The sequence below is a fragment of the Burkholderia pyrrocinia genome (genome assembly GCF_018417535.1).
GTDB classification, from domain to species: Bacteria; Pseudomonadota; Gammaproteobacteria; order Burkholderiales; family Burkholderiaceae; genus Burkholderia; species Burkholderia pyrrocinia_E.
In genome coordinates this window covers 57,442-80,526 of sequence record NZ_CP070977.1, presented here as the reverse complement: position 1 = coordinate 80,526, position 23,085 = coordinate 57,442, and the positions used below count along the sequence as shown (strand labels likewise).

Annotated in this window: 18 protein-coding genes; 12 read left to right on the top strand and 6 right to left on the bottom strand. The window is 69.4% G+C overall.

Annotation, left to right across the window (positions count from 1 at the left end):
• The first annotated feature begins 89 nt into the window (after nucleotides 1-89).
• Together JYG32_RS00375 and JYG32_RS00370 are read left to right on the top strand one after the other, a co-directional pair.
• Complete coding sequence (locus JYG32_RS00375; protein ID WP_174382793.1) at nucleotides 90-1,124, top strand: helix-turn-helix transcriptional regulator; 1,035 nt, start codon at nucleotides 90-92, stop codon at nucleotides 1,122-1,124.
• A gap of 49 nt (nucleotides 1,125-1,173) precedes the next feature.
• On the top strand, nucleotides 1,174-2,013 hold the full coding sequence (locus JYG32_RS00370) for a GIY-YIG nuclease family protein (protein ID WP_213264324.1): 840 nt from the start codon (nucleotides 1,174-1,176) through the stop codon (nucleotides 2,011-2,013).
• A gap of 54 nt (nucleotides 2,014-2,067) precedes the next feature.
• Here JYG32_RS00370 and ppa read toward each other — a convergent pair whose 3' ends face one another.
• Nucleotides 2,068-2,595, bottom strand: a complete 528-nt coding sequence (gene ppa, locus JYG32_RS00365; protein WP_027786751.1) for an inorganic diphosphatase — start codon at nucleotides 2,593-2,595, stop codon at nucleotides 2,068-2,070.
• Nucleotides 2,596-3,067: 472 nt separating this feature from the next.
• Here ppa and JYG32_RS00360 point away from each other — a divergent pair, with 472 nt between their 5' ends.
• From JYG32_RS00360 to JYG32_RS00345, 4 genes are all read left to right on the top strand, one after another.
• The gene (locus JYG32_RS00360) at nucleotides 3,068-4,507 is read left to right on the top strand and encodes an aldehyde dehydrogenase family protein (RefSeq protein ID WP_047898743.1); all 1,440 of its coding nucleotides are present in this window, start codon (nucleotides 3,068-3,070) and stop codon (nucleotides 4,505-4,507) included.
• A gap of 85 nt (nucleotides 4,508-4,592) precedes the next feature.
• Nucleotides 4,593-5,351 carry an SDR family oxidoreductase gene (locus tag JYG32_RS00355; protein WP_174382791.1) on the top strand — a complete coding sequence of 253 codons (759 nt, stop codon included), beginning with the start codon at nucleotides 4,593-4,595 and terminating at the stop codon, nucleotides 5,349-5,351.
• Nucleotides 5,352-5,479: 128 nt separating this feature from the next.
• The gene (locus JYG32_RS00350; protein ID WP_174382790.1) at nucleotides 5,480-6,784 is read left to right on the top strand and encodes an MFS transporter; all 1,305 of its coding nucleotides are present in this window, start codon (nucleotides 5,480-5,482) and stop codon (nucleotides 6,782-6,784) included.
• Nucleotides 6,785-6,824: 40 nt separating this feature from the next.
• Complete coding sequence (locus JYG32_RS00345; protein WP_213264323.1) at nucleotides 6,825-7,190, top strand: DUF4180 domain-containing protein; 366 nt, start codon at nucleotides 6,825-6,827, stop codon at nucleotides 7,188-7,190.
• A 112-nt stretch (nucleotides 7,191-7,302) separates the two neighbouring features.
• Here JYG32_RS00345 and JYG32_RS00340 read toward each other — a convergent pair whose 3' ends face one another.
• From JYG32_RS00340 to hemC, 3 genes are read right to left on the bottom strand one after another with little or no spacing between them, the layout of a single operon-like run.
• Complete coding sequence (locus tag JYG32_RS00340; protein WP_213264322.1) at nucleotides 7,303-8,490, bottom strand: heme biosynthesis protein HemY; 1,188 nt, start codon at nucleotides 8,488-8,490, stop codon at nucleotides 7,303-7,305.
• 2 nt (nucleotides 8,491-8,492) lie between these two features.
• Nucleotides 8,493-10,463 carry a fused uroporphyrinogen-III synthase HemD/membrane protein HemX gene (gene hemDX / locus JYG32_RS00335; RefSeq protein ID WP_213264321.1) on the bottom strand — a complete coding sequence of 657 codons (1,971 nt, stop codon included), beginning with the start codon at nucleotides 10,461-10,463 and terminating at the stop codon, nucleotides 8,493-8,495.
• The gene (hemC, locus tag JYG32_RS00330; protein WP_213264320.1) at nucleotides 10,463-11,464 is read right to left on the bottom strand and encodes a hydroxymethylbilane synthase; all 1,002 of its coding nucleotides are present in this window, start codon (nucleotides 11,462-11,464) and stop codon (nucleotides 10,463-10,465) included. The genes hemDX and hemC overlap by 1 nt, the downstream gene beginning before the upstream one ends.
• 208 nt (nucleotides 11,465-11,672) lie before the next feature.
• Between hemC and ppc the strand changes: the two genes are divergently transcribed.
• The gene (gene ppc, locus JYG32_RS00325) at nucleotides 11,673-14,675 is read left to right on the top strand and encodes a phosphoenolpyruvate carboxylase (protein ID WP_213264319.1); all 3,003 of its coding nucleotides are present in this window, start codon (nucleotides 11,673-11,675) and stop codon (nucleotides 14,673-14,675) included.
• 137 nt (nucleotides 14,676-14,812) lie between these two features.
• Here the strand turns inward: ppc and JYG32_RS00320 are convergent, their stop codons facing one another.
• The gene (locus JYG32_RS00320; protein ID WP_213264318.1) at nucleotides 14,813-15,565 is read right to left on the bottom strand and encodes a class I SAM-dependent methyltransferase; all 753 of its coding nucleotides are present in this window, start codon (nucleotides 15,563-15,565) and stop codon (nucleotides 14,813-14,815) included.
• Nucleotides 15,566-15,828: 263 nt separating this feature from the next.
• Here JYG32_RS00320 and JYG32_RS00315 point away from each other — a divergent pair, with 263 nt between their 5' ends.
• Nucleotides 15,829-16,638 (top strand): helix-turn-helix transcriptional regulator, encoded by an 810-nt coding sequence (locus JYG32_RS00315; RefSeq protein WP_213264317.1) that lies wholly within the window; start codon nucleotides 15,829-15,831, stop codon nucleotides 16,636-16,638.
• Nucleotides 16,639-16,644: 6 nt separating this feature from the next.
• Here the strand turns inward: JYG32_RS00315 and JYG32_RS00310 are convergent, their stop codons facing one another.
• Nucleotides 16,645-17,640, bottom strand: a complete 996-nt coding sequence (locus JYG32_RS00310) for a Csu type fimbrial protein (protein WP_213264316.1) — start codon at nucleotides 17,638-17,640, stop codon at nucleotides 16,645-16,647.
• A 296-nt stretch (nucleotides 17,641-17,936) separates the two neighbouring features.
• On the opposite strand from JYG32_RS00310, the gene JYG32_RS00305 reads away from it, so the two are divergent.
• The 4 genes from JYG32_RS00305 (at nucleotide 17,937) to argH (ending at nucleotide 23,065) form a co-directional block, all read left to right on the top strand.
• On the top strand, nucleotides 17,937-18,473 hold the full coding sequence (locus JYG32_RS00305; protein ID WP_213264315.1) for a Csu type fimbrial protein: 537 nt from the start codon (nucleotides 17,937-17,939) through the stop codon (nucleotides 18,471-18,473).
• 6 nt (nucleotides 18,474-18,479) lie between these two features.
• Entirely contained in the window at nucleotides 18,480-19,190 is a 711-nt protein-coding gene (locus JYG32_RS00300) for a fimbrial biogenesis chaperone (protein ID WP_213264314.1), read from the top strand.
• Between the two features lie 70 nt (nucleotides 19,191-19,260).
• Nucleotides 19,261-21,567, top strand: coding sequence for a fimbria/pilus outer membrane usher protein (locus JYG32_RS00295; RefSeq protein WP_213264313.1), 2,307 nt, complete (start codon nucleotides 19,261-19,263; stop codon nucleotides 21,565-21,567).
• Nucleotides 21,568-21,655: 88 nt separating this feature from the next.
• Nucleotides 21,656-23,065, top strand: a complete 1,410-nt coding sequence (argH, locus tag JYG32_RS00290; RefSeq protein WP_174384516.1) for an argininosuccinate lyase — start codon at nucleotides 21,656-21,658, stop codon at nucleotides 23,063-23,065.
• The last annotated feature ends 20 nt before the right edge of the window (nucleotides 23,066-23,085 follow it).

The window sequence follows — 23,085 nt, the reverse complement described above, 5'->3', positions numbered from 1 at the left end:
GACCGGTCACCACGCTTGACCGGCAGGAGCATGCGTTGACCTCTCGCAGCGGGGACAAACCCGAACGGCATGACGACAGGGAGACAGACATGGAGTTGCGACAGAAATCGGTATCCGTCCGGATCTACCGCTGGCTGTGCGAAGACGCGCGCGCGAACGGCATCGACATCGCGCCGCTTTACGAGACGCTCGGCATCGGGCCGGCCGAGCTCGCCGACGACACGCGCCGCATCGCGGGCGACCGGCACGTCGCCGCGATGCGGCTGACGAGCGGCTGGCCGCTGTCCTGGCACCGCTCGCCGCCGCAGGCCGTGCCGTGGCTCGTGCCGTTCCCGGAGCTCGCGGGCGTCACGTGCAACGCGGCGACGCTGCGCGACGCGCTGCACGCGTACCTTCACTATCGCGAGCTGATCGGCAACGTCGACTGGGTCTTCGTGCACGAGAACGGCGATGCGATCGCGCTCGAATACGTGAACGAAGGAGATGGCCGGGACGCGGGCAGCGCGCTCGCGAACCTCGCGATCCTCGCGGCGCTCGCGCGCCTGTACGATCCGCACCTGCGCGTCGACGACGCGGAATTCGCCGGCCGTGCGTTCGCGCCCGCGGCGGCGCTGCGCGACATGCTCGGTGCGCCGGTGTCGTTCGATGCCGCGCACAACCGCATCGTGCTGCGCTCCGCGCACTTCGACACACCGTTCGAGCGCTACAACGCGCCGCTTGCCGGCATCCAGCGTCATGCGGCCGACGCCGCGCGCGACCGGGTGCGCGTGCGCTCGACGTTCGGCTCGTCCGTCGAGCAATGCGTGCGCGACTGGCTGCGTACCTCCGACGACGCCGACGTGCCGACCGACACGCTGATGCAGCACGTGTGCACGCGCTTCGCGATGTCGCGCTGGACGCTGCGCCGGCGGCTGCATCGCGAAGCCGTCGGCTTTCACGCGCTCGTTGCGCAGGCGCGGCTCGGCGAGGCGCGCGACCTGCTGCTGAATACGCAATTGCCGATCGGCGAGATCGGCGTGCGGGTCGGCTTCCGTTCGACGAGCGCGTTCACGCGCTTCTTCACCCGCGAACTCGGCGCGGCGCCGAGCCGCTTCCGCGACGGGCACGGCGATCGGTGGCGTTGACGCACGCCTTTTCTGAGACACTGGCGGCTTCGCATCCCGCCGCCCTGCCATGTCCTGGTTTCTGTATCTGATCGAATGCGCTGACGACAGCGTCTACACGGGCATCACGACCGACGTTGCCGCGCGCTTCGACGAACACGCAGCCGGCAAGGGCGCGCGCTACACGCGCTCGCGCAAGCCGCGCGCAGTGCTCGCATCGTTTCCGCTGCCCGACCGGTCGAGCGCGTCGCGCGTCGAATACTGGGTGAAGCGGCTCACGGCCGCGCAGAAGCGTGAGCTGGCGGCCGGGCTGCGGACGCTGGAGTCGGTGCTGCCGGCGGGCGTGACGATCGACGGGAGCGGTGACTTGGCCGGGTTGAAGGCGGGTACGCGTGGACGGAAGAAGGCGAAGGCAAAGACGGAGAACGTCGATAGCGCGACGAAGACGGCTGAAACGGAAAAAGCCGCCGGGAAAGCCGGGAAAGCCATCAAGGCTGCGAAAACCGCGAAGCCCCGACAAGCCGCCAAGGCTCCAAAGGCGGCAAAAGCCGCGCCGGTCGCGAAGCGCGCGAAGACCGGCGGCGATGCGGTCGTGAACAAGACCTCGTCGCGCGGCACTCCGGCAACAAAAGACCAACAGGCCGCGCCCCCGTCGTCGAAAAGAAAAACGTCACCAGTCGGCAGCAAACCCGTCACGAACGGACGCGACGCCCTCGCTCCCGCACCGGCTCGCCGCCGTCCGTCGGCCGCGACATCCACCAAAGCCACCGAAGCCACCGAAATCTCCGTTGCCCCTCGCCGCGCCAGACGCGCGAAGGACACACCGGATACCACCACCCCGCCCGCGCCCGCCGCCCCTTCCGCACGCAGGAAAACCGCGCGCGCAAAACAAAACCGCGCGGCCTCCTGAGGAGACACGCGCGGTTTGCATTTCACACGAACCGGCCGTCGGCCGGCGCGCCGCTTACTTCTTGTAGTTCGCGGCGCCGTCGGCGATTTCCTTGTGCGCGGCTTCGATGCCGGCCCAGCCTTCGACCTTCACCCACTTGCCCTTCTCGAGCGCCTTGTATTGCTCGAAGAAGTGCTTGATCTGGTCCTTCAGGTACTCGGGCACGTCGTCGATCGACTTCAGGTTCGCCGTCATCGGGCAGACCTTGTCATGCGGCACCGCGACCAGCTTCGCGTCGACGCCCGACTCGTCGGTCATCTGCAGCATGCCGAGCACGCGCGAACGCACGATCGAGCCGGCCAGCAGCGGGAACGGCGTGATCACCAGCACGTCGACCGGATCGCCGTCACCCGACAGCGTCTGCGGGATGTAGCCGTAGTTCACCGGATAGCGCATGCCCGTGCCGATGAAGCGGTCGACGACGAGGAGGCCCAGCTCCTTGTCCGCCTCGTACTTCACCGGGTCGCTTTGCGCGGGAATCTCGATGATCACGTTGAAATCTTGCGGCAGGTCCTTGCCGGCCGGAACATGATTGAAGCTCATGAGCGCTCTCTGTAGGTCGATGGGAATTCGGGACAGGGCGCCGCGGCCGATGCACCGCCGCAGGCGTCCCTCAACGGAATGCGCCATTATAGCCAATCGACCGGTGGCATCCGGATGACGATCGGCGCGATAATCGTTCCGGATGCCCGGCCGTCGAACCACCGGCGGCGTTGGATGGGACCGGCGTCGGCGCTGAAGCGCCGGCACCGGTCGACCGCGAAGCACGGGAACAGAGTAAGCGCTGAAGCGCTAACAGCCTTGCATGGGACCGGACTAAGCGCTGAAGCGCCAAGTCCGGTCGACATCTGGTCGACCGCGAAGCATGGGACCAGAGTAAGCGCTGAAGCGCTAACAGCTTTGCACGGGACCGGACTAAGCGCTAAAGCGCCAAGTCCGGTCGACATCTGGTCGACCGCGAAGCATGGGACCAGAGTAAGCGCTAAAGCGCTAACTCTGGTCGACAGGAGCAGGCATGGAAGAGGCGAAGCACTTCATCGCGGGCGAATGGACGTTGCCCGCGCAACTGGAAACGATCGCGGTCGTCGACCCGTCCGACGGCCAGCCGTTCGCGACGATCGCGCGCGGCACCGCTCCCGACATCGAGCGCGCGGTCGCCGCGGCCCGCGACGCATTCGCGGGCGCATGGGGCGCCGCGAGCGCCGCCGAGCGCGGCCGCGTGCTGATGCGGCTGTCGGCACGCGTGGCCGATTCCATCGAGGAACTCGCGGCGATCGAGGCGCGCGACACCGGCAAGCCGCTGAAGCAGGCACGCGCCGACGCGGCCGCGCTCGCGCGCTACTTCGAGTTCTACGCGGGCGCCGCCGACAAGCTGCATGGCGAAACCCTCCCCTATCAGGCCGGCTATACGGTGCTGACGGTGCGCGAGCCGCACGGCGTCACCGGCCACATCGTGCCGTGGAACTACCCGATGCAGATCTTCGGGCGCAGCGTCGGCGCGGCGCTCGCGGCCGGCAACGCATGCGTCGTCAAGCCGGCCGAGGATGCGTGCCTGTCGGTGCTGCGCGTCGCCGAGCTGGCCGCCGAGGCCGGGCTGCCGGCCGGCGCGCTCAACATCGTCACCGGCTACGGCCATGAAGCCGGCGCCGCGCTCGCGCGCCATCCGGGCATCGACCACATCTCGTTTACGGGTTCGCCGGCCACCGGCAAGCTGGTCACGCAGATGGCCGCCGAGAACCACGTGCCCGTCACGCTCGAACTCGGCGGCAAGTCGCCGCAGATCGTGTTCGCCGATGCCGATCTCGAAGCCGCGCTGCCCGTGCTCGTGTCGGCGATCGTGCAGAACGGCGGGCAGACCTGCTCGGCCGGCAGCCGCGTACTGATCGAGCGCACGGTCTACGAAGCGCTCGTCGAGCGCCTCGCCACCGCGTTCAACGGGCTGCGCGTCGGCCCGAGCCGCGCCGACCTCGATTGCGGCCCGCTGATCAACGCGAAGCAACAGCAGCGCGTATGGGATTTCCTGTCCGACGCGCAGCACGACGGCATTCCGATGGCCGCGCACGGGCAGGTCGTCGCCGACGCGCCCGAAAGCGGCTTCTATCAGGCGCCCGCGCTGTTGCGCGACGTACCGCCGTCGCACCGGCTCGCGCAGGAGGAAGTATTCGGCCCCGTGCTCGCCGCGATGCGTTTCGTCGACGAAGACGAAGCCGTCGCGCTCGCGAACGGCACGCCGTACGGCCTCGTCGCGGGTATCTGGACGCGCGACGGCGCACGCCAGATGCGTCTCGCGCGGCGCCTGCGCGCGGGCCAGGTGTTCATCAACAACTATGGCGCGGGCGGCGGCGTCGAACTGCCGTTCGGCGGCGTCGGCCACTCGGGCCATGGCCGCGAGAAAGGCTTCGAGGCGCTGTACGGCTTCACCGCGCTGAAGACGATCGCGATCCGGCACGGCTGAACGCGCGGCGCACGAAACGCGGCCGGCAGCGCCCGGACGCATCGCGACACACGACCACTCTCATAACCAGCACAGGAGACACACCATGCGGTTGAGCGGCAAGACGGCCATCGTCACGGGCGGCGGCTCGGGTTTCGGCGAAGGCATCGCGAAGACGTATGCGCGCGAAGGCGCGAACGTCGTCGTCAACGACCTGAACGGGGCAGCGGCCGAACGCGTCGCGAGCGAGATCGCGCTCGCGGGCGGCAAGGCGATCGCGGTGGCGGGCGACGTGTCGAAGCAGGACGACTGGCGCGCGCTGCTGCAGGCCGCGCTCGACGATTTCCATTCGGTGCAGATCGTCGTGAACAACGCCGGCACCACGCACCGCAACAAGCCGGTGCTCGACGTGTCGGAAGCCGAGTTCGACCGCGTGTACGCGGTCAACATGAAGAGCCTGTTCTGGTGCGTGCAGACCTTCGTTCCGTACTTCCGTGAACAGGGCGGCGGCGTGTTCGTGAATGTCGCGTCGACGGCCGGCGTGCGGCCGCGCCCGGGCCTCGTCTGGTACAACAGCACGAAGGGCGCGATGATCACCGCGAGCAAATCGCTCGCGGCCGAGCTCGGCGCCGATCGCATCCGCGTGAACTGCATCAATCCCGTGCTCGGCGAAACGGGCCTGATGACCGAGTTCATGGGCTGCGAGGACACGCCCGAGAACCGCCGCCGCTTCCTCGCGACGATCCCGCTCGGCCGCTTCTCGACACCGCAGGACATCGCGAACGCGGCGCTTTACCTTGCGTCCGACGAGGCCGAGTTCATCACGGGCGTCTGCCTCGAAGTCGACGGCGGGCGCTGCATCTAGCCGCACCGGGCTATTCGCGCGCCGCGTCGGGATTCACCGGCCGGCGCAGCATTCACGCATTGCTTCGCACGAAACCGGGTCGGGCGCCGATACGCCAGCTCCGGCCCATTACAAGGACAGGAGACAGCATGGCAACATCGACGCAGTCGCTGCCGGGTTCGTCCGGCGCATTCGAGGAAGCAACCTACCGCAAGGTGTCGTGGCGGCTCACGCCGCTCCTGCTGCTGTGCTACGTGGTCGCGTATCTCGACCGCGTGAACGTCGGGTTCGCGAAGCTGCAGATGGCGAGCGACCTGAACCTGAGCGACACCGTCTACGGGCTCGGCGCCGGGATCTTCTTCTTCGGCTATTTCCTCTTCGAGGTACCGAGCAACATCATCCTGCACAAGGTCGGCGCCCGCGTGTGGATCGCCCGCATCATGGCGACGTGGGGCGTGATCTCGATCCTGACGATGTTCGTCACGACGCCCGTGATGTTCTACGTGATGCGCTTCCTGCTCGGCGTCGCCGAAGCGGGCTTCTTCCCCGGCGTGATCCTCTACCTCACCTACTGGTATCCCGCGCACCGGCGCGGCCGGATGACGACGTTCTTCATGACGGCAGTCGCCTTGTCCGGCGTGATCGGCGGACCGCTCTCGGGCTTCATCCTGAAGGCGTTCGACGGCATGAGCGGGTGGCACGGCTGGCAATGGCTGTTCCTGCTCGAAGGCATCCCGTCGGTACTGGTCGGCGTGCTCGTGTTCTTCAAGCTCGACGAGCGGATCGTGAAGGCGAAGTGGCTGACCGACGACGAAAAGGCGCTGCTCGCGCGCAACGTCGACGCGGAGGAAGCGACCAAGGAAGACCTCCCGCTCGGCGCCGTGATGTCGAGCCCGCGCGTGTGGCTGATGGCGCTGATCTACTTCTCGTTCGTGATGGGGCTCTACGGCGTCGGCTTCTGGCTGCCGACGATCATCAAGGCCACCGGCGTGACCGACACATTCATGATCGGCCTGCTGTCGGCGATTCCGTATGCGGCCGCGGTGGTCGCGATGATCCTGATCGCGCGCAGCGCGGACAAGCGCCGCGAACGTCGCTGGCACCTCGCGATTCCGGCCGCGATCGGCGCGATCGGGCTCGTGCTGTCGGTGATCTGGGCGCACCAGACGGCGCTCGCGATGCTCGGCCTCACGCTCGCGACGATCGGCATCCTGACGACGCTGCCGCTGTTCTGGAGCCTGCCGACCGCATTCCTCGGCGGCACGGCGGCGGCCGCCGGCATCGCGATGATCAACTCGATCGGCAACCTCGCCGGCTTCCTGAGCCCGTACATGATGGGCTGGCTCAAGCAGGCGACGGGCGCCAACGATGCGGGCATGGTCGTGCTCGCGGGCTTCCTCGTGCTCGGCGGGCTGCTCGCGCTGTCGGTGCCGAAGCAGCTCGTCGACAAGTGATGCACGGCGCGTAACGATCATGTCGACGGAGCCAACCCGCATGCCCCACCGAATCGTTCAGGCAGCCGGCAGCCGCGTGCTGGTCCGGGATCCTTCCGCCGGCCTCGTGCAGCGGGAAAGCGATGCGCTCGACCTCGTCGCGCTCGCGCACGAGCATGAGGCCGACTGGATCGTGGTCCCTGCCGACGCGCTGCACGACGACTTCTACCGGCTCGACAGCGGGCTGGCCGGCGCCGTGCTGCAGAAGCTCGTCAACTACGGCGTCCGGCTCGGCGTGGTCGGCGATATCGGCGGCTGGCTCGCGCACAGCGAAGCGCTTCGCGCGCTCGTTCGCGAGTCCAATCGCGGGCACTCGGTGTGGTTCGTCGCCAGCGAGGACGACCTGCTGCGCAGGCTCGGCGCATAGCGCGTCCGGCACCGGTTCGCAACGGACGAAAAAATGCCCCGAAGGCCATCCGGCGTTCGGGGCATTTTGCGTGGCGCGGTGGCCCACCCTCGGCAGGCGGCCACAGCCCGCGTCAGACCACGGTAATCGCGAGTGCGCTTTCGCGGTAGTGCTTCGCGGCCTTGTCGGTTTCGCCGAGACGCTCGAACAGGCGCGCGAGCGCGCGATGCGTACGCACCTTCAGCGCCTCGTTGTCGGCCAGCTTCAGTGCCGCTTCGAGGAACGATTGCGCCTTGCCCCACAGTTGCTGCTGCTGGCAGAGACGGCCGAGCGCGAACAGCAGGTCGGCATCCTCCGGGTGATCCTTCTTCCACCCTTCCGCCTTCTGGATGAGCGGCAGCGCATCGGCGCCGGCCGTGTCCGGGTAACGGCGCAGCAGGCGTGCGTCCCAGTTGTGCGCAAGCGCTTCCTCGACGATACGGCGCGCTTCGTTGCGGCGCTCGAGCGTCACGAGCAGGTCGGCCGCGAGATCGGCCAGACGCGGCGACTGGCGCTCGATCGGCGACAGCGACTGCCACACCTCGAGCAACGCGTCCGGGTCGTGCCGGCGTTCGCGCAGCAGGTTTTCCGCAGCCTGCTGGCGCAGCCGCACGGCCGCGGCCGGATGCAGCGCCTCGCGCTTCTCGAGCGCCTTCGCGAGCTTCAGCACCTCGGCCCAGTTCTTCAACTGCTGCTGCGCGCGCAGCGCGACCTGCTGCGCGTGGATGCGCTTGCCGCCCGCCTGCATGTCGGCCAGCGCGGCGAGCGCGCCGTCGGCATCGCGCGCGTCCGCGCGCATGTCGGCCGCGGCGAGCAGCCGTGCGTCCTGCCATTCGGGCGCGTCGACCTTCGACAGCCAGTCGTCGCGGCGCGTGTACTCGTGCATCCGGTGCGCGGCGGTGGCCGCGACGAGACTCGCGGCGCCCAGGTTCGCGTCGACCGACAGCGCGTCACGCGCGGCCTTCTCCGCACGCGAGAAGCGGCCCGCGTACAGGTTCGCGATTGCATCGCGCAGCGACGCCTGCGCCTTCTCGTTGCGCGAACGCGCACGATACGCGGCGACCCGCTGCGGCATGCGCCAGATGTTGCGCACGATGCGCAGCAGCGAATACACGACGATGAACAGCACGACGATGGCGATCACGAACAGGTTCAGCGACACGTCGATCCGGTACGGCGGATAGACGAGCAGCACCTGCCCCGCGTCGAAACGGCCGACGGTGGCGAGTGCCGCGGCGATCGCGAACAGGACCGCGAGCCAGACGATTCCTCGAAGCGTCATCGTTACCCCCGGCTCTTGAACTGCTGAACGGCGTTCAGGCTCGTGTTCAGGTTCGGCACCGCAACCGTCAGCGATGCGCCGTCAACCTGCTTGAGCAGATCCTCGACGGTCTGCGTGTCCTTCGACGCCTGATCGAAATACTTCCCGAGCGACGCCTGCGCGGCGTGCAGGTCGGCCTTCATCGCGCTGTCGTTGCGCGCGAGCAGCGACAGGCGCGCGGTGAGCAGGCGCAGCTTCACGTTCTCGCGCACGAAGTAGCCCTGGTCGGGCGACGCGAGCATCGCGTCCGCGTTGTCGATCCGGCGCACCTGCACGAGGCCCTTCAACTGCTGGCCGAGACCGGCCGAGAAGTCGTGCCACCACACCTTCCAGCGCGGCTCGCCGGCCACGGCCGTCGATGCGGCGTCGGCCGGCGCGGCCTTCGGTGCCGCGTGCGGCACGATCGCCTCGCCGGAAAGCGGCAGCGCGTCGATCTTGCCGATCGCGTCGTCGAGCTTGATCGCGAGACCCGTGAGATCGGCTGTCGGAGCGGCCTTCAGCTTCTCGATGTCCAGCGCGAGCGCCTTGCGCACCGTGACGGCCTGCGCGCTCTGCGACGTCGCGAGACGCGCGTCGGCGTTCTGCAGCGCGATCAGCGCGAGCTGCGTGTTGCCCGTCAGTTGAAGCTGCTGGCTCGCGCTCGACAGCATCTGGTCGACTTCCTCGAGCATCCACGCATCGCGGTTGCGCGACAGGTCCTGGTATTGCTGCTGCAGCGCCTGCTGCGCGCTCTGCGCGTCGGCGAGCTTGCCGTCGAGCTGCGCGAGCTGCGTGTCGACCTGGTGCGTACTCGCGAGCGCCTGCTCGGTCTTCATGCGCGTCTCCGCCGTCTGCGCGTCGAGCGCCTTCTGGCGCGCGACGAACGTGCCGTCGAGCCGGTCGATCTTGCGGTTCAGCGCATAGCCGCCGACGCCCGCCGCGCAGCCGAGCACGACGACGACGAACCACAGCACCGCGCTGCCGCCACGGCGCGGGGGCGGTTCGGACGCCATATAAGGGGGGCGGGACGGCGGCGCGGATGCAGCGGCCGGCTGGGAAGCGACGCTTTTGGAATCGTTGGTATCTGTCATGCGTTTAGTCACCGGTGCGGCTGTCGCCGGTTGGACGGCCTCGTCGGCCATCGTTCGAAACGCGCGGACGATGCGCTCATCGCCCGCGCCGGTCAGCGTAATCCTATCAAAACCCAATGCGCGCGCGGTCTGCTCGATGCGCGGGTGCGGCGTCACGAGCGGTGCGTGCTTCAGCGCGTCGATCTCGGCGTCGTTCAGGTGTGCCCGTGCAAGTTCGTGCAGGTTGCGCACGCCTTCCGAGCTCGTGACGAGCCACGCGTGCGGTTCGCCGCCGAGCAGCGCGTGGACGCGCTCCCATGCGCCGACGCGCGGCTCGGGCACGACGCGCCGGTACGCGGCGACGAGCGTGACGTCCGCGCCGGCCTCGCGCAGCCGGTCGGCGAGCCATTCGCGCCCGCCGTCGCCGCGCACGATCAGCACGCGCTTGGCCACAAGCGCCTGCGCGCCGCCGAACGCGGCCTCGATGCATGCGAACAGGCTTTCCGAATCGTAATGGGGCACGCCGCCGTCGGCCGGCGCCTGCGGCGCGATCACGCGGTGCGCGGGCGCCGCGATGCCGTGCCGCTCGAGTGCCGCGACGCTGCCGGGCCCGACCACGCCGACCGGCAGCGCATTCGGCCAGATCGCGCCGTACTGCGCGAGCGCGCGGTCGATCGCGTTCGGCGACACGAAAATCACGAGCGCGTAGTCGGCGAGCGCCGCGAACGCGGCGTCGAGCGGCGCCGGATCGTCGACCGGTGCGATGTCGATCAGCGGGAATTCGAGCACGTCGCAGCCGGCATCGGCCAGTTGCGACGCAAGCGCGTCCGACTGGCCGTCCGGACGGGTCAGGACAGCGGTGAACGCGCGCGCGCCGCCCGCCATCAGGCGTCGCCCTTGCCGGCCTGCGAGCCCGCGAGCAGCGCCTGGACGATGTCGAGCGCGCCTTGCGCCTCGAGCTCGTCGGACACTGCACGGCCGAGCGCGAGCGCATCGGCGACGGTCATGACGGCTCCGCACTCCTCGGCCGTCAGCACGCGCTTGCCGTCGGTCGTCGACACGCGGCCCGTCAGGTACAGCTCGCCCGCGCGCCACACCGCGTACGCGGCGAGCGGCACTTCGCAGCTGCCGCCGAGCGCGCGCGACACCATCCGCTCGGCCTCGACCGCGAGCGCGGTCTGCGGGTGGTGCAGCGGCGCGAGCCATGCGGCGACGTCGCTGCGGTGCGCGGCGATCTCGATGCCGAGCGCACCCTGGCCGGCCGCGGGCGGGCTGGCCTCGACGTCGAGCAGCGTGCGGATCCGCGCTTCGAGGCCAAGGCGCTTCAGGCCGGCGGCCGCGAGGATGATCGCCGCGTAGTCGCCGCGGTCGAGCTTCGCGAGGCGCGTGTCGAGGTTGCCGCGCAACGGCAGCACGTCGAGATGCGGATAGCGCGCGCGCAGCATCGCTTCGCGGCGCAGGCTCGACGTGCCGACGACCGCACCGGCCGGCAGCGCGTCGAGCGACGCGTAGTCGTTCGACACGAACGCGTCGCGCGGGTCCTCGCGCTCCATGATCGCGGCGAGCGAGAAGCCGTCGGGCAGCGCCATCGGCACGTCCTTCAGCGAATGCACGGCGAGATCGGCGCGGCCGTCGGCCAGCGCGCTCTCCAGTTCCTTCACGAACAGGCCCTTGCCGCCGACCTTCGACAGCGTGCGATCGAGAATCTGGTCGCCGCGGGTCGTCATCCCGAGGATTTTCACGTCACAAGCTGGATATAATTTGCGCAGCGCATCACGCACATGTTCGGCTTGCCACATCGCCAGGCGGCTCTCGCGCGAAGCAATCGTCAACGTCGCGGGCGGCTGTGCCTGTTGCGGCCCGGCCGCAAGGGTCTCGGAATTCATTGCTGGAACATCGAAGGACGGGATTGAAGATCGAACAATGGTAGCACGCACGCCCCGGCCCGCCCGGGCCCGGAGCCCGCACCCGACCGGCCCCTGCGCGGGTCGCGGCGCCAATGTGCGGATGTGCCGCACGTAGCTGGTTGCTTGACCGCAGTTCCCGCAGTTTCCGCAGTTCCTTTTGACTCGAGCTTTCCCAAGGAAACCCATCGTGAAGTCTTCCGGATCGGCGCGTACGGCGCGCCGCAATGCTGCCCTGTCCTCCTCCGACGCCTCGACGGACACCGTCGCCACCGCCGCGAACGGCCGTGCGAAAACGGCAACGATACCGAAAGACCCGATACGTCAGACAAAACGCTCGACGAAAGCTGCCCGCACGGCCGCCGCGCCGAAGTCCGGCACGCGCACGCGCGATGACAAGGACCGCCCGCTGTTCGAGGACATCCGCTTCCTCGGCCGCCTGCTCGGCGACGTCGTGCGCGAGCAGGAAGGCGACACCGTGTTCGACGTCGTCGAGACGATCCGCCAGACCGCGGTCAAGTTCCGTCGCGAGGACGACAGCGAAGCCGCGCAGACGCTCGAGAAGAAGCTGCGCAAGCTGACGCCGGAGCAGACGGTCAGCGTCGTGCGCGCGTTCAGCTATTTCTCGCATCTCGCGAACATCGCGGAAGACCGCCACCACAACCGCCGCCGCCGCATCCACGCGCTGGCCGGCTCCGCGCCGCAGCCCGGCACGGTCGCATATGCGCTCGATCAGCTGAAGACGACCGGCAACGCATCGAAGCGCCTGCTGCAGCGCTTCTTCGACGACGCGCTGATCGTGCCGGTGCTGACCGCGCACCCGACCGAAGTGCAGCGCAAGAGCATCCTCGACGCGCAGCACGACATCGCACGCCTGCTCGCGGAGCGCGACCAGGAACTGACCGCGCGCGAGCGCCAGCACAACGAATCGATGCTGCGCGCGCGCGTGACCGCGCTGTGGCAGACGCGCATGCTGCGCGACGCGCGCCTGACGGTCGGCGACGAGATCGAGAACGCGCTGTCGTACTACCGCGCGACCTTTCTCGACGAACTGCCCGCGCTGTACGGCGACATCGAGGCCGCGCTCGCCGAGCACGGCCTGTCCGCGCGCGTGCCCGCGTTCTTCCAGATGGGCAGCTGGATCGGCGGCGATCGCGACGGCAACCCGAACGTGACGGCGCCGACGCTCGACGAGGCGATCAACCGCCAGGCCGCGGTGATCCTCGAGCACTATCTGGAACAGGTGCACAAGCTCGGCGCCGAGCTGTCGGTGTCGAACCTGCTGGTCGGCGCGAACGACGCGGTGAAGGCGCTCGCGGCCGCCTCGCCCGACCAGTCGCCGCACCGCGTCGACGAGCCGTATCGCCGCGCGCTGATCGGCATCTACACGCGGCTCGCCGCGAGCGCGCGCGTGCGCCTGGGCGAAGGCACCGTGCCCGTGCGCAGCGCGGGCCGCGGTGCGGCGCCCGTGCGCGCGATCCCGTATGCGGATTCCGAAGCGTTCGTCGCCGACCTGAAGGTGCTGACCGCATCGCTCGACGAACACCACGGCACGTCGCTCGCCGCGCCGCGCCTCGCGCCGCTCGTGCGTGCCGCCGAGGTGTTCGGCTTCCATCTCGCGAGCATCGACCTGCGCCAGAGCTCCGACATCCACGAAGCCGTGGTCGCCGAGCTATTCGCGCGCGCGGGCGTCGAGGCCGACTATGCGGCGCTCGCCGAGGAAGACAAGCTGCGCGTGCTGCTCGCCGCGCTCGCCGACCCGCGCCCGCTGCGCTCGCCGTACTTCGAATACTCGGCGCTCGCGCAAAGCGAACTCGGCGTGTTCGAGAAGGCCCGCGAAGTGCGCGCGCAATTCGGCGCGCGCGCGGTACGCAACTACATCATTTCGCATACGGAAACCGTCAGCGACCTCGTCGAGGTGCTGCTGCTGCAAAAGGAGACGGGGCTGCTCGAAGGTGCGCTCGGCGTGCCGGGCGGCCATGCGAGGAACAGCCTGATGGTGATCCCGCTGTTCGAGACGATCCCCGACCTGCGCGACGCGTCGCGCATCATGCGCGAATACTTCGCACTGCCGGGCGTCGACGCGCTGATCGCACACCAGGGCGCCGAGCAGGAAGTGATGCTCGGCTACTCGGACAGCAACAAGGACGGCGGCTTCCTCACGTCGAACTGGGAGCTGTATCGCGCGGAACTCGCGCTCGTCGACCTGTTCCGCGACCGCAAGATCACGCTGCGGCTGTTCCACGGCCGCGGCGGCACGGTCGGCCGCGGCGGCGGCCCGACCTACCAGGCGATCCTGTCGCAGCCGCCGGGCACCGTGAACGGCCAGATCCGCCTGACCGAGCAGGGCGAGGTGATCGCGAGCAAGTTCGCGAACCCCGAGATCGGCCGGCGCAACCTCGAGACGGTCGTCGCCGCGACGCTCGAGGCATCGCTGCTGCCGCAGTCGAACGCCCCTGCGCAACTGCCCGCGTTCGAGGCCGCGATGCAGACGCTGTCCGACTCGGCGATGGCCGCGTACCGCGCGCTCGTGTACGAGACGCCCGGCTTCACCGACTACTTCTTCTCGTCGACGCCGATCACCGAGATCGCCGAGCTGAACATCGGCAGCCGCCCTGCCTCTCGCAAGCTGCAGGATCCGAAGCAGCGCAAGATCGAGGATCTGCGCGCGATCCCGTGGGGCTTCTCGTGGGGCCAGTGCCGGCTGCTGCTGACGGGCTGGTACGGCTTCGGCAGCGCGGTGAGCGCGTATCTCGACGGCGCGCAGGACGACGCCGAGCGCACGAAGCGCGTCGCGCTGCTGAAGAAGATGAACAAGACCTGGCCGTTCTTCTCGAACCTGATGTCGAACATGGACATGGTGCTGGCGAAGACCGATCTCGCGGTCGCGTCGCGCTATGCGCAGCTCGTCTCCGACCGCAAGCTGCGCAAGCACGTGTTCGAGCGGATCGTCGCGGAATGGGAACGCACGTCGCAGGCGCTGGCGGAAATCACCGGGCACGAAGGCCGCCTCGCGACCAACCCGCTGCTCGCGCGATCGATCAAGAACCGCTTCCCGTATCTCGATCCGCTGAACCACCTGCAGGTCGAGCTGATCAAGCGTCACCGCGCGGGCGACACGAACGCGCGGCTGCGCCGCGGGATTCACCTGACGATCAACGGGATCGCGGCCGGCCTGCGCAACACGGGCTGATCCGCATGCGGCGCGGGCCCGTTCCGCGCCGTCCGGCATCGCAGACGCCGCGATACGCCACCGTACCCACGGTGCGTATCGCGGCTTTTTTCATCGGGAGGCCGGACGGCGCCGGCGTGCCGTGCCGGCTGGCCCGGTCAATGCGCGTCGATCAGCAGCGCATCATGCTCGAACGAACCGTCGGGCCGCACCGCGTAGTAGCTGCGCACCTCGTCGGGTGCATGCGCCCACAGCGCGCGAATGCCGGCGACGCTGTCGGCCGGCGTGCGGATGCGCGCGACCCACGTATCGAAATCGATCGGCAGCCGCCAGCGGCTGTGCACGTGCGCGTCGAAACCGGCCTCGCGGAACATCGCGAGCCATTCGTCCGCGCGGTAGTCGCGCACGTGCGACGCGTCGCGCAGCACTTCGGCGGCCTGCAGGTACGTGTCGAGGAGCGGATGATCGTTGCCCGCGATATCGATCATCAGCACGCGCCCGCCCGGTTTCAGCACGCGGCGCACCTCGGCGAGCGCCGCGCGCATGTCGTGCCAGTGGTGCGCGCTCATCCGGCTCACGACCCAGTCGAACGTCGCCGTGTCGAACGGCAGCCGCTCCGCCGGGCCCTGCTGCGTGCGGATGTTCGCGAGCCCGCGCTCGCGCGCGGCCGCGTCGACGGTGGCGAGCATCGGCGCGGCGAGATCGTGGGCGACCACGTCGCGCACGTGCGGCGCGACCGCGAAGCTCGCGTGGCCGGCACCGCAGCCGAGATCGAGCACCGCGGCATCGGGCGTCGCGCTCACCGCGTCGGCGAGCGTCTGCAGATCGGCGCCCGTCGCGTGGACCGAGCTCGTCAGATAGGCGGCGGCCGTCGTGCCGAATGCGTCGGCGACCTGGTCGTGGTGTTTCATCGTTCGCTCCTTTGTACTGTCGACCGGAGTTGGCGCTTTAGCGCTTACTCCGGTCCCATGCGTTGTGCGGTCGACCGGAGTTGGCGCTTCAGCGCTTGTTCCGGCCCCTTGAAACGCGTTTTGTGGGACGCGCACTGCCTGCCAGCGCGCGAGCCGCTACAATAGGCCCACGCTTGTACCAGTACAAGTTAAGCAGTTATTCTGGTATTCGATACACCTGTCTGATCGTTGCCGCGTCCTCGTTTCCACTTCGCCGTTTCCGCATGAACCAGCCGTCCTCCGCCTCCGCCCCGCCGCTCGACGCCACGCCCGCCCGCGCGCTCGGCGAATTCATCCGCGCCCACCGCGAGCGGCTGTCGCCGCAGGCCGTCGGCCTGCCGCCCGGGCCGCGCCGCCGCACGCCGGGGCTGCGGCGCGAGGAAGTCGCGCAACTGTGCGGCGTCAGCCCGACCTGGTACACGTGGATCGAACAGGGCCGCCCCGTATCGGCGTCGGCCGACGCGCTCGCGCGGATCGCCGTCGCGCTGCAGCTTTCGAAGGCCGAGCGCGCGTACCTGTTCGAACTGGCCGCGCAGCGCGACCCGGCCGAGCCCGACGTCGCGGGCGGCGACCTGCCGCCGACGCTCGCCGCGACCGTCGCGGCGATCGCGACGCCCGCGTACGTGCTCGACCGGCAATGGAATGCGCTCGCGTGGAACGCGCCGGCCGCCGCGCTTTTTTCCGGCTGGCTCGACGGCGAGCACGACCGCAACCTGCTGCGCTTCACGTTCATGTCGCCGGCCGCGCGCACGCTGATCGTCGACTGGGAAACGCGCGCGCGGCGGCTCGCGGCCGAATTCCGCGCCGATTCGATCCGCCACCTGGCCGACGCGCCGACGCGCGCGCTGATCGACGCGCTGACCGCCGGCAGCGACGCGTTCGCGCAGTACTGGGCGTCGCAGGACGTGTTCGAGCGCGAAGGCGGCCTGCGCGAATTCGATCATCCGGCCGACGGCCGCCTCGTGTACCAGCAGATCACGCTGAAGCCCGCGCACCGCGAGGACCTGAAGCTGGTCGTGCTGGTGCGCGACTGACCCGGCTCAAAAACTGATCGTCGCGGTGATCGTGTCGCTGTAGTTGCCCGGCGCGGGCGTCGCCTGCGCGGGCACACGACCGTAGACGGTGAGCGCCTGCGCGAACCCGCTGCCGGTGCCGGTCGCCATCGACGTGCCGCCAGTGCCATCGCCCCATGGCTTCGTCAAGCCGCTGTCCTGATAGAGCTGATAGCCGACCGAACCGCCGCCGCCCGAGCGCTGCATCGTGCGGGCCGCCACGTTGCCGCTGCTGCCGCCGTTCAGGGCGACCTCGAACGCATCGCCGTTCGTGCATCGCGCGCTGATCGAGCCGCTCGCCGTCAGCGCCGACGCGAGCACGCCCGTCGCCGGAAACGCGACGTTGGTCGCGTTGATGTTGCAGTTGTTGACGACCGTGGCAGTCGCGCTGAAGCCGATCGAGCCGGCCGACGACTGCGACGTGCACGGCGTCGGCAGGACGCCGAACAGCGAGAAGCTGTAGCTGTACGTAGCCTGGTTGCCGCTGAAACTCTGCGCATAGACCGTGCTGCTGTTGTTCACGGTCGGCACGGTCGGCTGGTTCGCCGTGATGCGGCCGTAGACGGTGATGTTCGCGCTCGCGGTCGTACCGAGCCCCGGCTTCGTCAGCGACACGGAGATCGGCGTCGTGCCGGCGCCGACGGAACCCCATGTCTGCGAATAGCCGGAATCCTGATACAGGTCGTACTGCATCTGGTTGGCCCCGTTGCTCAGCGCCCGCGGGCTCGTGCCGCCGAGATTCACGCAGACGAGCACGCCCGTGTTCAGACTCAGCGCGTCCCATGTGCAATTGACGGTCATCGTGCTGGTCGTCGTGTAGGCCAGCAGGCTGATCGGGCTGACCGAGCCGAAGCTCGGCGCGGGCGGCGTCACCGAACAGGTATCCGCACGCGCCGCCCATGGCGCGCCAAGCACCACGGCCAGCAACAGGCACGACAGCGCGCGCGCCCAGCGGCGCCCCGTGTTGAACCGCTCATCCGCCATGCGTTCCCCCGAAAATGCGCCCCTTCCGCCACGATCTCCGTCCGGGCACCCGCCATGGTATCCGCCGGCGTACCGGACGCTCACGCCGGCGTTTGATCCATGTCAAACCCGTGGATAGCAAGATAGCCGGAACTCCGGACAATGCGTTCCCTATCGGCATTTTTACCATTGCGGGCGACCGAGTGCGTGGAGTAGGCTTCCACGAACGACAGCGCTGTTCGGTCGACACGGCGACGCACCACGCGGATGGCACCCGCGAGCCGGCGGCACCCCTTGAACGGCAGGAGACAACCACAATGAACGATACCCGACGTCGTGTCCTCCCGGTCGTGCTCGCGGCCACCCTCGCGCTCGCACCGGCACTGCAACCCGTCACCGTCGCTGCCACCTACTCGAACGGCACCGCCACCTCGCAATTCAACGTCACGCTGACGATCCAGGCGAACTGCACGATCGCCGCGAATCCGCTCGCATTCGGCACGTCCGGCGTGCTCGCGTCGGCGATCAACCAGCAGACCACGCTCTCCGTCACCTGCACGAACTCGACGCCGTACAACGTCGGGCTCGACGGCGGCGGCGTGTCGGGCTCGACGGTCGGCAGCCGGCTGATGGCCGGCACCGCCAGCGGCAACACGAGCACGACGGTCGGCTACCAGATCTACCAGGACTCGGGCCACGCGACGGTCTGGGGCAACACGCAGGGCACCGACACGGTCGGCGGCACCGGCACCGGCTCCGCGCAGACGCTGAACGTCTACGGGCAGGTGCCCACGCAGGCGACGCCGAAGCCCGATACGTACCAGTCGACCGTCACCGCGACCGTCTACTTCTGACCCGCCGTGACGTATCTTCTGCGCGGGCTCGCCGCGCTGTGCGCCGCGTCGGCGGCGGTCGCGTCCGCCGCCACGCTGCAGATCTCGCCCGTGACGATCGAGCTGCCGACGTCGGCCACGGCGGCCAGCGTCGCGCTCAGCAATCCCGGCGCACAGCCCATCTACGGCCAGGTCCGCACGTACCGGTGGACCCAGGAAAACGGCGCCGACGTGATGACGCCGACCGACGCGCTCGCCGCTTCGCCGCCGCTGCTGCAGATCGGCGCGAATGCCGAACAGGTGATCCGGCTCGTGCGCACGGCGCGCGACACCCCGACCGCCGAGGAAAGCTATCGCGTGCTGATCGACGAGCTGCCCGCGCCGGGCGCACCGGTCGCGAACGGCATCACGATCCGGCTGCGCTACTCGGTACCCGTGTTCGTCGAACCCGCCACGGCGCCCACGCCGCCTCGCCTCGACTGGCGTATCGAGCACGACGCGCAAGGCCTGCGGCTGGCGGTCGAGAATCGCGGCGGCCGCCGTGCCCAAATCGCGGCGGTCCGGCTCGTCGATGCGCAAGGCACCGCCCACGACGTCACGCGCGGGTTGCTCGGCTATGCGCTCGCGGGCAGCACGCGGCACTGGCCGCTCAAGCTCGACGCGAATGCGGCGCCGTTCGTCAGGATCCAGGCGACGGTCAATACCCAGCCGGTCGACGCCCGGCTGACGCCGCCCTGACGCGAACGGGCCCGAACCCGCCACGTTGCCCGTGCCGCCGACGCGCGATGCCCTCCCGACGACCTGCGCCATGCGGCGCGCCCGGCTCGCCGCCGCGGCGCTCACGCTCGCGTTGCGCGCCGCCTATCCCCTTGCGCAGCCGGCGCCCGCGCCGCCTGCCGCAGCGCCCGAAGCCGGCGGGCTGTATCTCGACGTGTCGCTCAACGGCGAGCCGACGCACCGGATCGCGCGTTTCCAGCAGATCGACGGGCGGCTCTACGCGGCGTCCGCGGACCTGAACGACCTCGGCATCGCGGCCGGCAACCGGACGCGCGCGCCGTCGAATGCGCTCGTCGCGCTCGACACGCTCGCCGGTCTGTCGTACGACTACGACGCGGGCCGGCAAACGCTCGACCTGCGCGTGCCCGACGCGCTGCGCATTCCGCACACGTTCGACACGCGCGCGCTCGCCGCCGTGCCGCCCGCCACGTCCGGGCGCGGCGTCGTGCTGAACTACGACGCCTATGCGCAGACCGCCGCGCACGCGCCGCTCGCGATCTGGAGCGAGGCGCGCTACTTCGACCCGGCCGGCGTGTTCAGCAACTCCGGCATCGCGTACCTGTACGACGACCGCCAGCGCTACGTGCGCTACGACACGTCGTGGGCCCGTTCCAATCCGGCCACGCTCACGACGACGCAAATCGGCGACACGATCTCGTCGTCGCTGTCGTGGACCCGCTCGCTGCGCCTGGGCGGCGTGCAGTGGCGCAGCAACTTCGGGCTGCGCCCCGACCTCGTGACGTTCCCGGTGCCCGCGCTGTCCGGCAGCGCGGTCGTGCCGTCGTCGGTCGACCTGTACGTGAACAACGTGCGCCAGTTCAGCGGCGACGTGCCGAGCGGGCCGTTCGTGATCAACAGCGTGCCGGGCATCACCGGCGCGGGCAACGCGACCGTCGTCACGCGCGATGCGCTCGGCCGCACGATCGCGACGTCGCTGCCGCTCTACATCGACACGCGCATGCTCGCGCCCGGTCTCGCGAGCTATTCGCTCGAAGCGGGCTTCCTGCGCCGCGCCTATGGCGTGGATACGTTCGACTATGCGCGCACGCCGGCCGCGAGCGGCTCGCTGCGCTACGGCATCAGCGAGCGGCTGACCGTCGAGGCACACGCGGAAGCGACGGCCGGCGTCTACAACGGCGGCGCGGGCGTGCTCGCGCGGGTCGGCGGCGGCGTCGCGAATGCGTCGCTCGCGCTCAGCGGGGGACGCGACGCGGGCATCCAGGCCGGCCTCGGCTACCAGTACGTGGCGCAACGTTTCTCGATCGACGCGCAGACGCTGCGCGCCTTCGGCGGCTACGGCGACCTCGGCACGCGCGAAGGCACGCCGGTATCGAGCGCGACCGACCGCGTCACGCTCTCGTTCCCGTTCCTGCGCGCGCAGACGCTGTCGTTCAGCTATCTCGCCCTCAAGTACCCGGGGGCCGCCGCGTCGCGCATCGGCTCGGTCGCGTATCTCGTCAATCTCGGCATGCTGACCTCGCTCACGCTCAGCGCGTTCCAGGATTTCCGGCAGCGCGACACGCGCGGCTTCTTCGCCAGCCTGAGCATCGGCCTCGGCGGCAACACGTCGGTCACGGTCAACAGCGGCCGGCAGAACGGCGAATCGACCTACGCGGCCAACGCATCGCGGCCGCCCGACTACGGCGGCGGCTTCGGCTGGAACGTGCAGGCCGGCGCGAACGGCGCAATGCGCTACGGGCAGGGGCAACTGCAATATCTCGGCCGTGCCGGCGAAATCACGCTGCTCGCGCAGTCGTTCGGCGGGCGCGGCAACGCGTCGGTCGACGTCACAGGCGCGTTCGTGCTGATGGACGGCCGCGTGATGACCGCGCGCCGCATCGACGACGGTTTCGCGCTGGTGTCGACCGACACGGGGCACGTGCCCGTGCTGCACCAGAACCGGCTGATCGGCGAAACCGACCGCGCCGGCTACCTGCTCGTTCCGGATCTCAATGCGTACCAGAACAACCGCGTCGCGATCGACGGCACCCGGCTGCCCGCCGATGCGCGGATCGCCGGCACGGCGCTCGACCTCGCGCCGCAGGCGCGCTCCGGCGTGCTCGCGCATTTCGCGGTCACCCGCTACAGCGCGGCGTCGATCGTGCTGCGCACGCCCGACGGCAAGCCGCTGCCGCCGGGGCTCGAAGTCCGTCACGTCGAAAGCGGCCAGCGCACGATCGTCGGCTACGACGGCCTCACGTTCGTCGACGGCCTGGTCGCGACCAACCGCCTGGAAATCTCGGGCGACGGCCACGACTGCGTCGTCGCGTTCGCGTACCAGCGGCCGGACGACGGCACGCTGCCGCGGATCGGCCCGCTGACCTGCACGCCCCGCTAGCCCGCGCCGGCCGCCGGGCTCGCGAATGTTAGAATCGCGAGATTCCCTCGGCGGCGCACGCCGCCCAACTCCCCTTCGAAGAATCGCCATGACGTCCCAACTGCACAAAAAGGGCGAGGCCTGGTCGGCCCGCTTCTCGGAACCGATGTCGGAGCTGGTCAAGCGCTACACGTCGTCGGTGTTTTTCGACAAGCGCCTCGCGCTCGTCGACATCGCCGGCTCGCTCGCGCACGCGAACATGCTCGCCGCGCAGAAGATCATCAGCGCCGACGACCTGGCCGCGATCGAACGCGGGATGACGCAGATCAAGGGCGAGATCGAGCGCGGCGAATTCGAATGGCAGCTCGACCTGGAAGACGTCCACCTGAACATCGAGGCGCGCCTGACCGCGCTGATCGGCGATGCCGGCAAGCGCCTGCACACGGGCCGCTCGCGCAACGACCAGGTCGCGACCGACATCCGCCTGTGGCTGCGTGGCGAAATCGACCGCATCGGCGGCCTGCTGAACGACCTGCGCGGCGCGCTGCTCGACCTCGCGGAACAGAACGCCGACACGATCATGCCGGGCTTCACGCACCTGCAGGTCGCGCAGCCCGTCACGTTCGGCCACCACCTGCTCGCGTACGTCGAGATGTTCTCGCGCGACGCTGAGCGCATGCGCGACTGCCGCACGCGCGTGAACCGCCTGCCGCTCGGCGCGGCCGCGCTCGCGGGCACGAGCTACCCGATCGACCGCCACGCGGTCGCGAAGACGCTCGGCTTCGACGGCATCTGCGCGAACTCGCTCGACGCTGTGTCCGATCGCGACTTCGCGATCGAATTCACGGCAGCCTCCGCACTCGTGATGACCCATGTGTCGCGTTTCTCCGAAGAACTCGTGCTGTGGATGAGCCCGCGCGTCGGCTTCATCGACATCGCCGACCGCTTCTGCACCGGCAGCTCGATCATGCCGCAGAAGAAGAACCCGGACGTGCCGGAACTCGCGCGCGGCAAGACGGGCCGCGTGAACGGCCACCTGATGGCGCTCCTGACGCTGATGAAGGGCCAGCCGCTCGCGTACAACAAGGACAACCAGGAAGACAAGGAACCGCTGTTCGACACGGTCGACACCGTCGCCGACACGCTGCGGATCTTCGCCGAAATGGTCGCCGGCATCACCGTGAAGCCGGATGCGATGCGCGCAGCCGCGCTGCAGGGCTTCTCGACCGCCACCGACCTCGCCGACTACCTCGTAAAGCGCGGCCTGCCGTTCCGCGATGCGCACGAAGCCGTCGCGCACGCGGTGCGGATCTGCGACGATCGCGGCATCGATCTCGCCGACCTGACGCTCGACGAGATGAAGCAGGAGCTGCCGAACGTCGCGCACCTGATCGGCGACGACGTGTTCGGCTACCTGACGCTCGAGGGTTCGGTCGCGAGCCGCAACCATCCGGGCGGTACCGCACCGGACCAGGTGCGCGCGGCGGTCAAGGCTGCCCGCGCCGCGCTCGGCCAGTAAGCCCGCTGTTCCGGACGGAC

What these genes read in the sequence shown, in the direction of transcription:
- JYG32_RS00375 (WP_174382793.1), top strand. Translation starts at nt 90, where the DNA reads ATGGAGTTGCGACAGAAATCGGTATCCGTCCGGATCTACCGCTGGCTG.
- JYG32_RS00370 (WP_213264324.1), top strand. Translation starts at nt 1,174, where the DNA reads ATGTCCTGGTTTCTGTATCTGATCGAATGCGCTGACGACAGCGTCTAC.
- ppa (WP_027786751.1), bottom strand. Translation starts at nt 2,595, where the DNA reads ATGAGCTTCAATCATGTTCCGGCCGGCAAGGACCTGCCGCAAGATTTC.
- JYG32_RS00360 (WP_047898743.1), top strand. Translation starts at nt 3,068, where the DNA reads ATGGAAGAGGCGAAGCACTTCATCGCGGGCGAATGGACGTTGCCCGCG.
- JYG32_RS00355 (WP_174382791.1), top strand. Translation starts at nt 4,593, where the DNA reads ATGCGGTTGAGCGGCAAGACGGCCATCGTCACGGGCGGCGGCTCGGGT.
- JYG32_RS00350 (WP_174382790.1), top strand. Translation starts at nt 5,480, where the DNA reads ATGGCAACATCGACGCAGTCGCTGCCGGGTTCGTCCGGCGCATTCGAG.
- JYG32_RS00345 (WP_213264323.1), top strand. Translation starts at nt 6,825, where the DNA reads ATGCCCCACCGAATCGTTCAGGCAGCCGGCAGCCGCGTGCTGGTCCGG.
- JYG32_RS00340 (WP_213264322.1), bottom strand. Translation starts at nt 8,490, where the DNA reads ATGACGCTTCGAGGAATCGTCTGGCTCGCGGTCCTGTTCGCGATCGCC.
- hemDX (WP_213264321.1), bottom strand. Translation starts at nt 10,463, where the DNA reads ATGGCGGGCGGCGCGCGCGCGTTCACCGCTGTCCTGACCCGTCCGGAC.
- hemC (WP_213264320.1), bottom strand. Translation starts at nt 11,464, where the DNA reads ATGAATTCCGAGACCCTTGCGGCCGGGCCGCAACAGGCACAGCCGCCC.
- JYG32_RS00320 (WP_213264318.1), bottom strand. Translation starts at nt 15,565, where the DNA reads ATGAAACACCACGACCAGGTCGCCGACGCATTCGGCACGACGGCCGCC.
- JYG32_RS00315 (WP_213264317.1), top strand. Translation starts at nt 15,829, where the DNA reads ATGAACCAGCCGTCCTCCGCCTCCGCCCCGCCGCTCGACGCCACGCCC.
- JYG32_RS00310 (WP_213264316.1), bottom strand. Translation starts at nt 17,640, where the DNA reads ATGGCGGATGAGCGGTTCAACACGGGGCGCCGCTGGGCGCGCGCGCTG.
- JYG32_RS00305 (WP_213264315.1), top strand. Translation starts at nt 17,937, where the DNA reads ATGAACGATACCCGACGTCGTGTCCTCCCGGTCGTGCTCGCGGCCACC.
- JYG32_RS00295 (WP_213264313.1), top strand. Translation starts at nt 19,261, where the DNA reads ATGCGGCGCGCCCGGCTCGCCGCCGCGGCGCTCACGCTCGCGTTGCGC.
- argH (WP_174384516.1), top strand. Translation starts at nt 21,656, where the DNA reads ATGACGTCCCAACTGCACAAAAAGGGCGAGGCCTGGTCGGCCCGCTTC.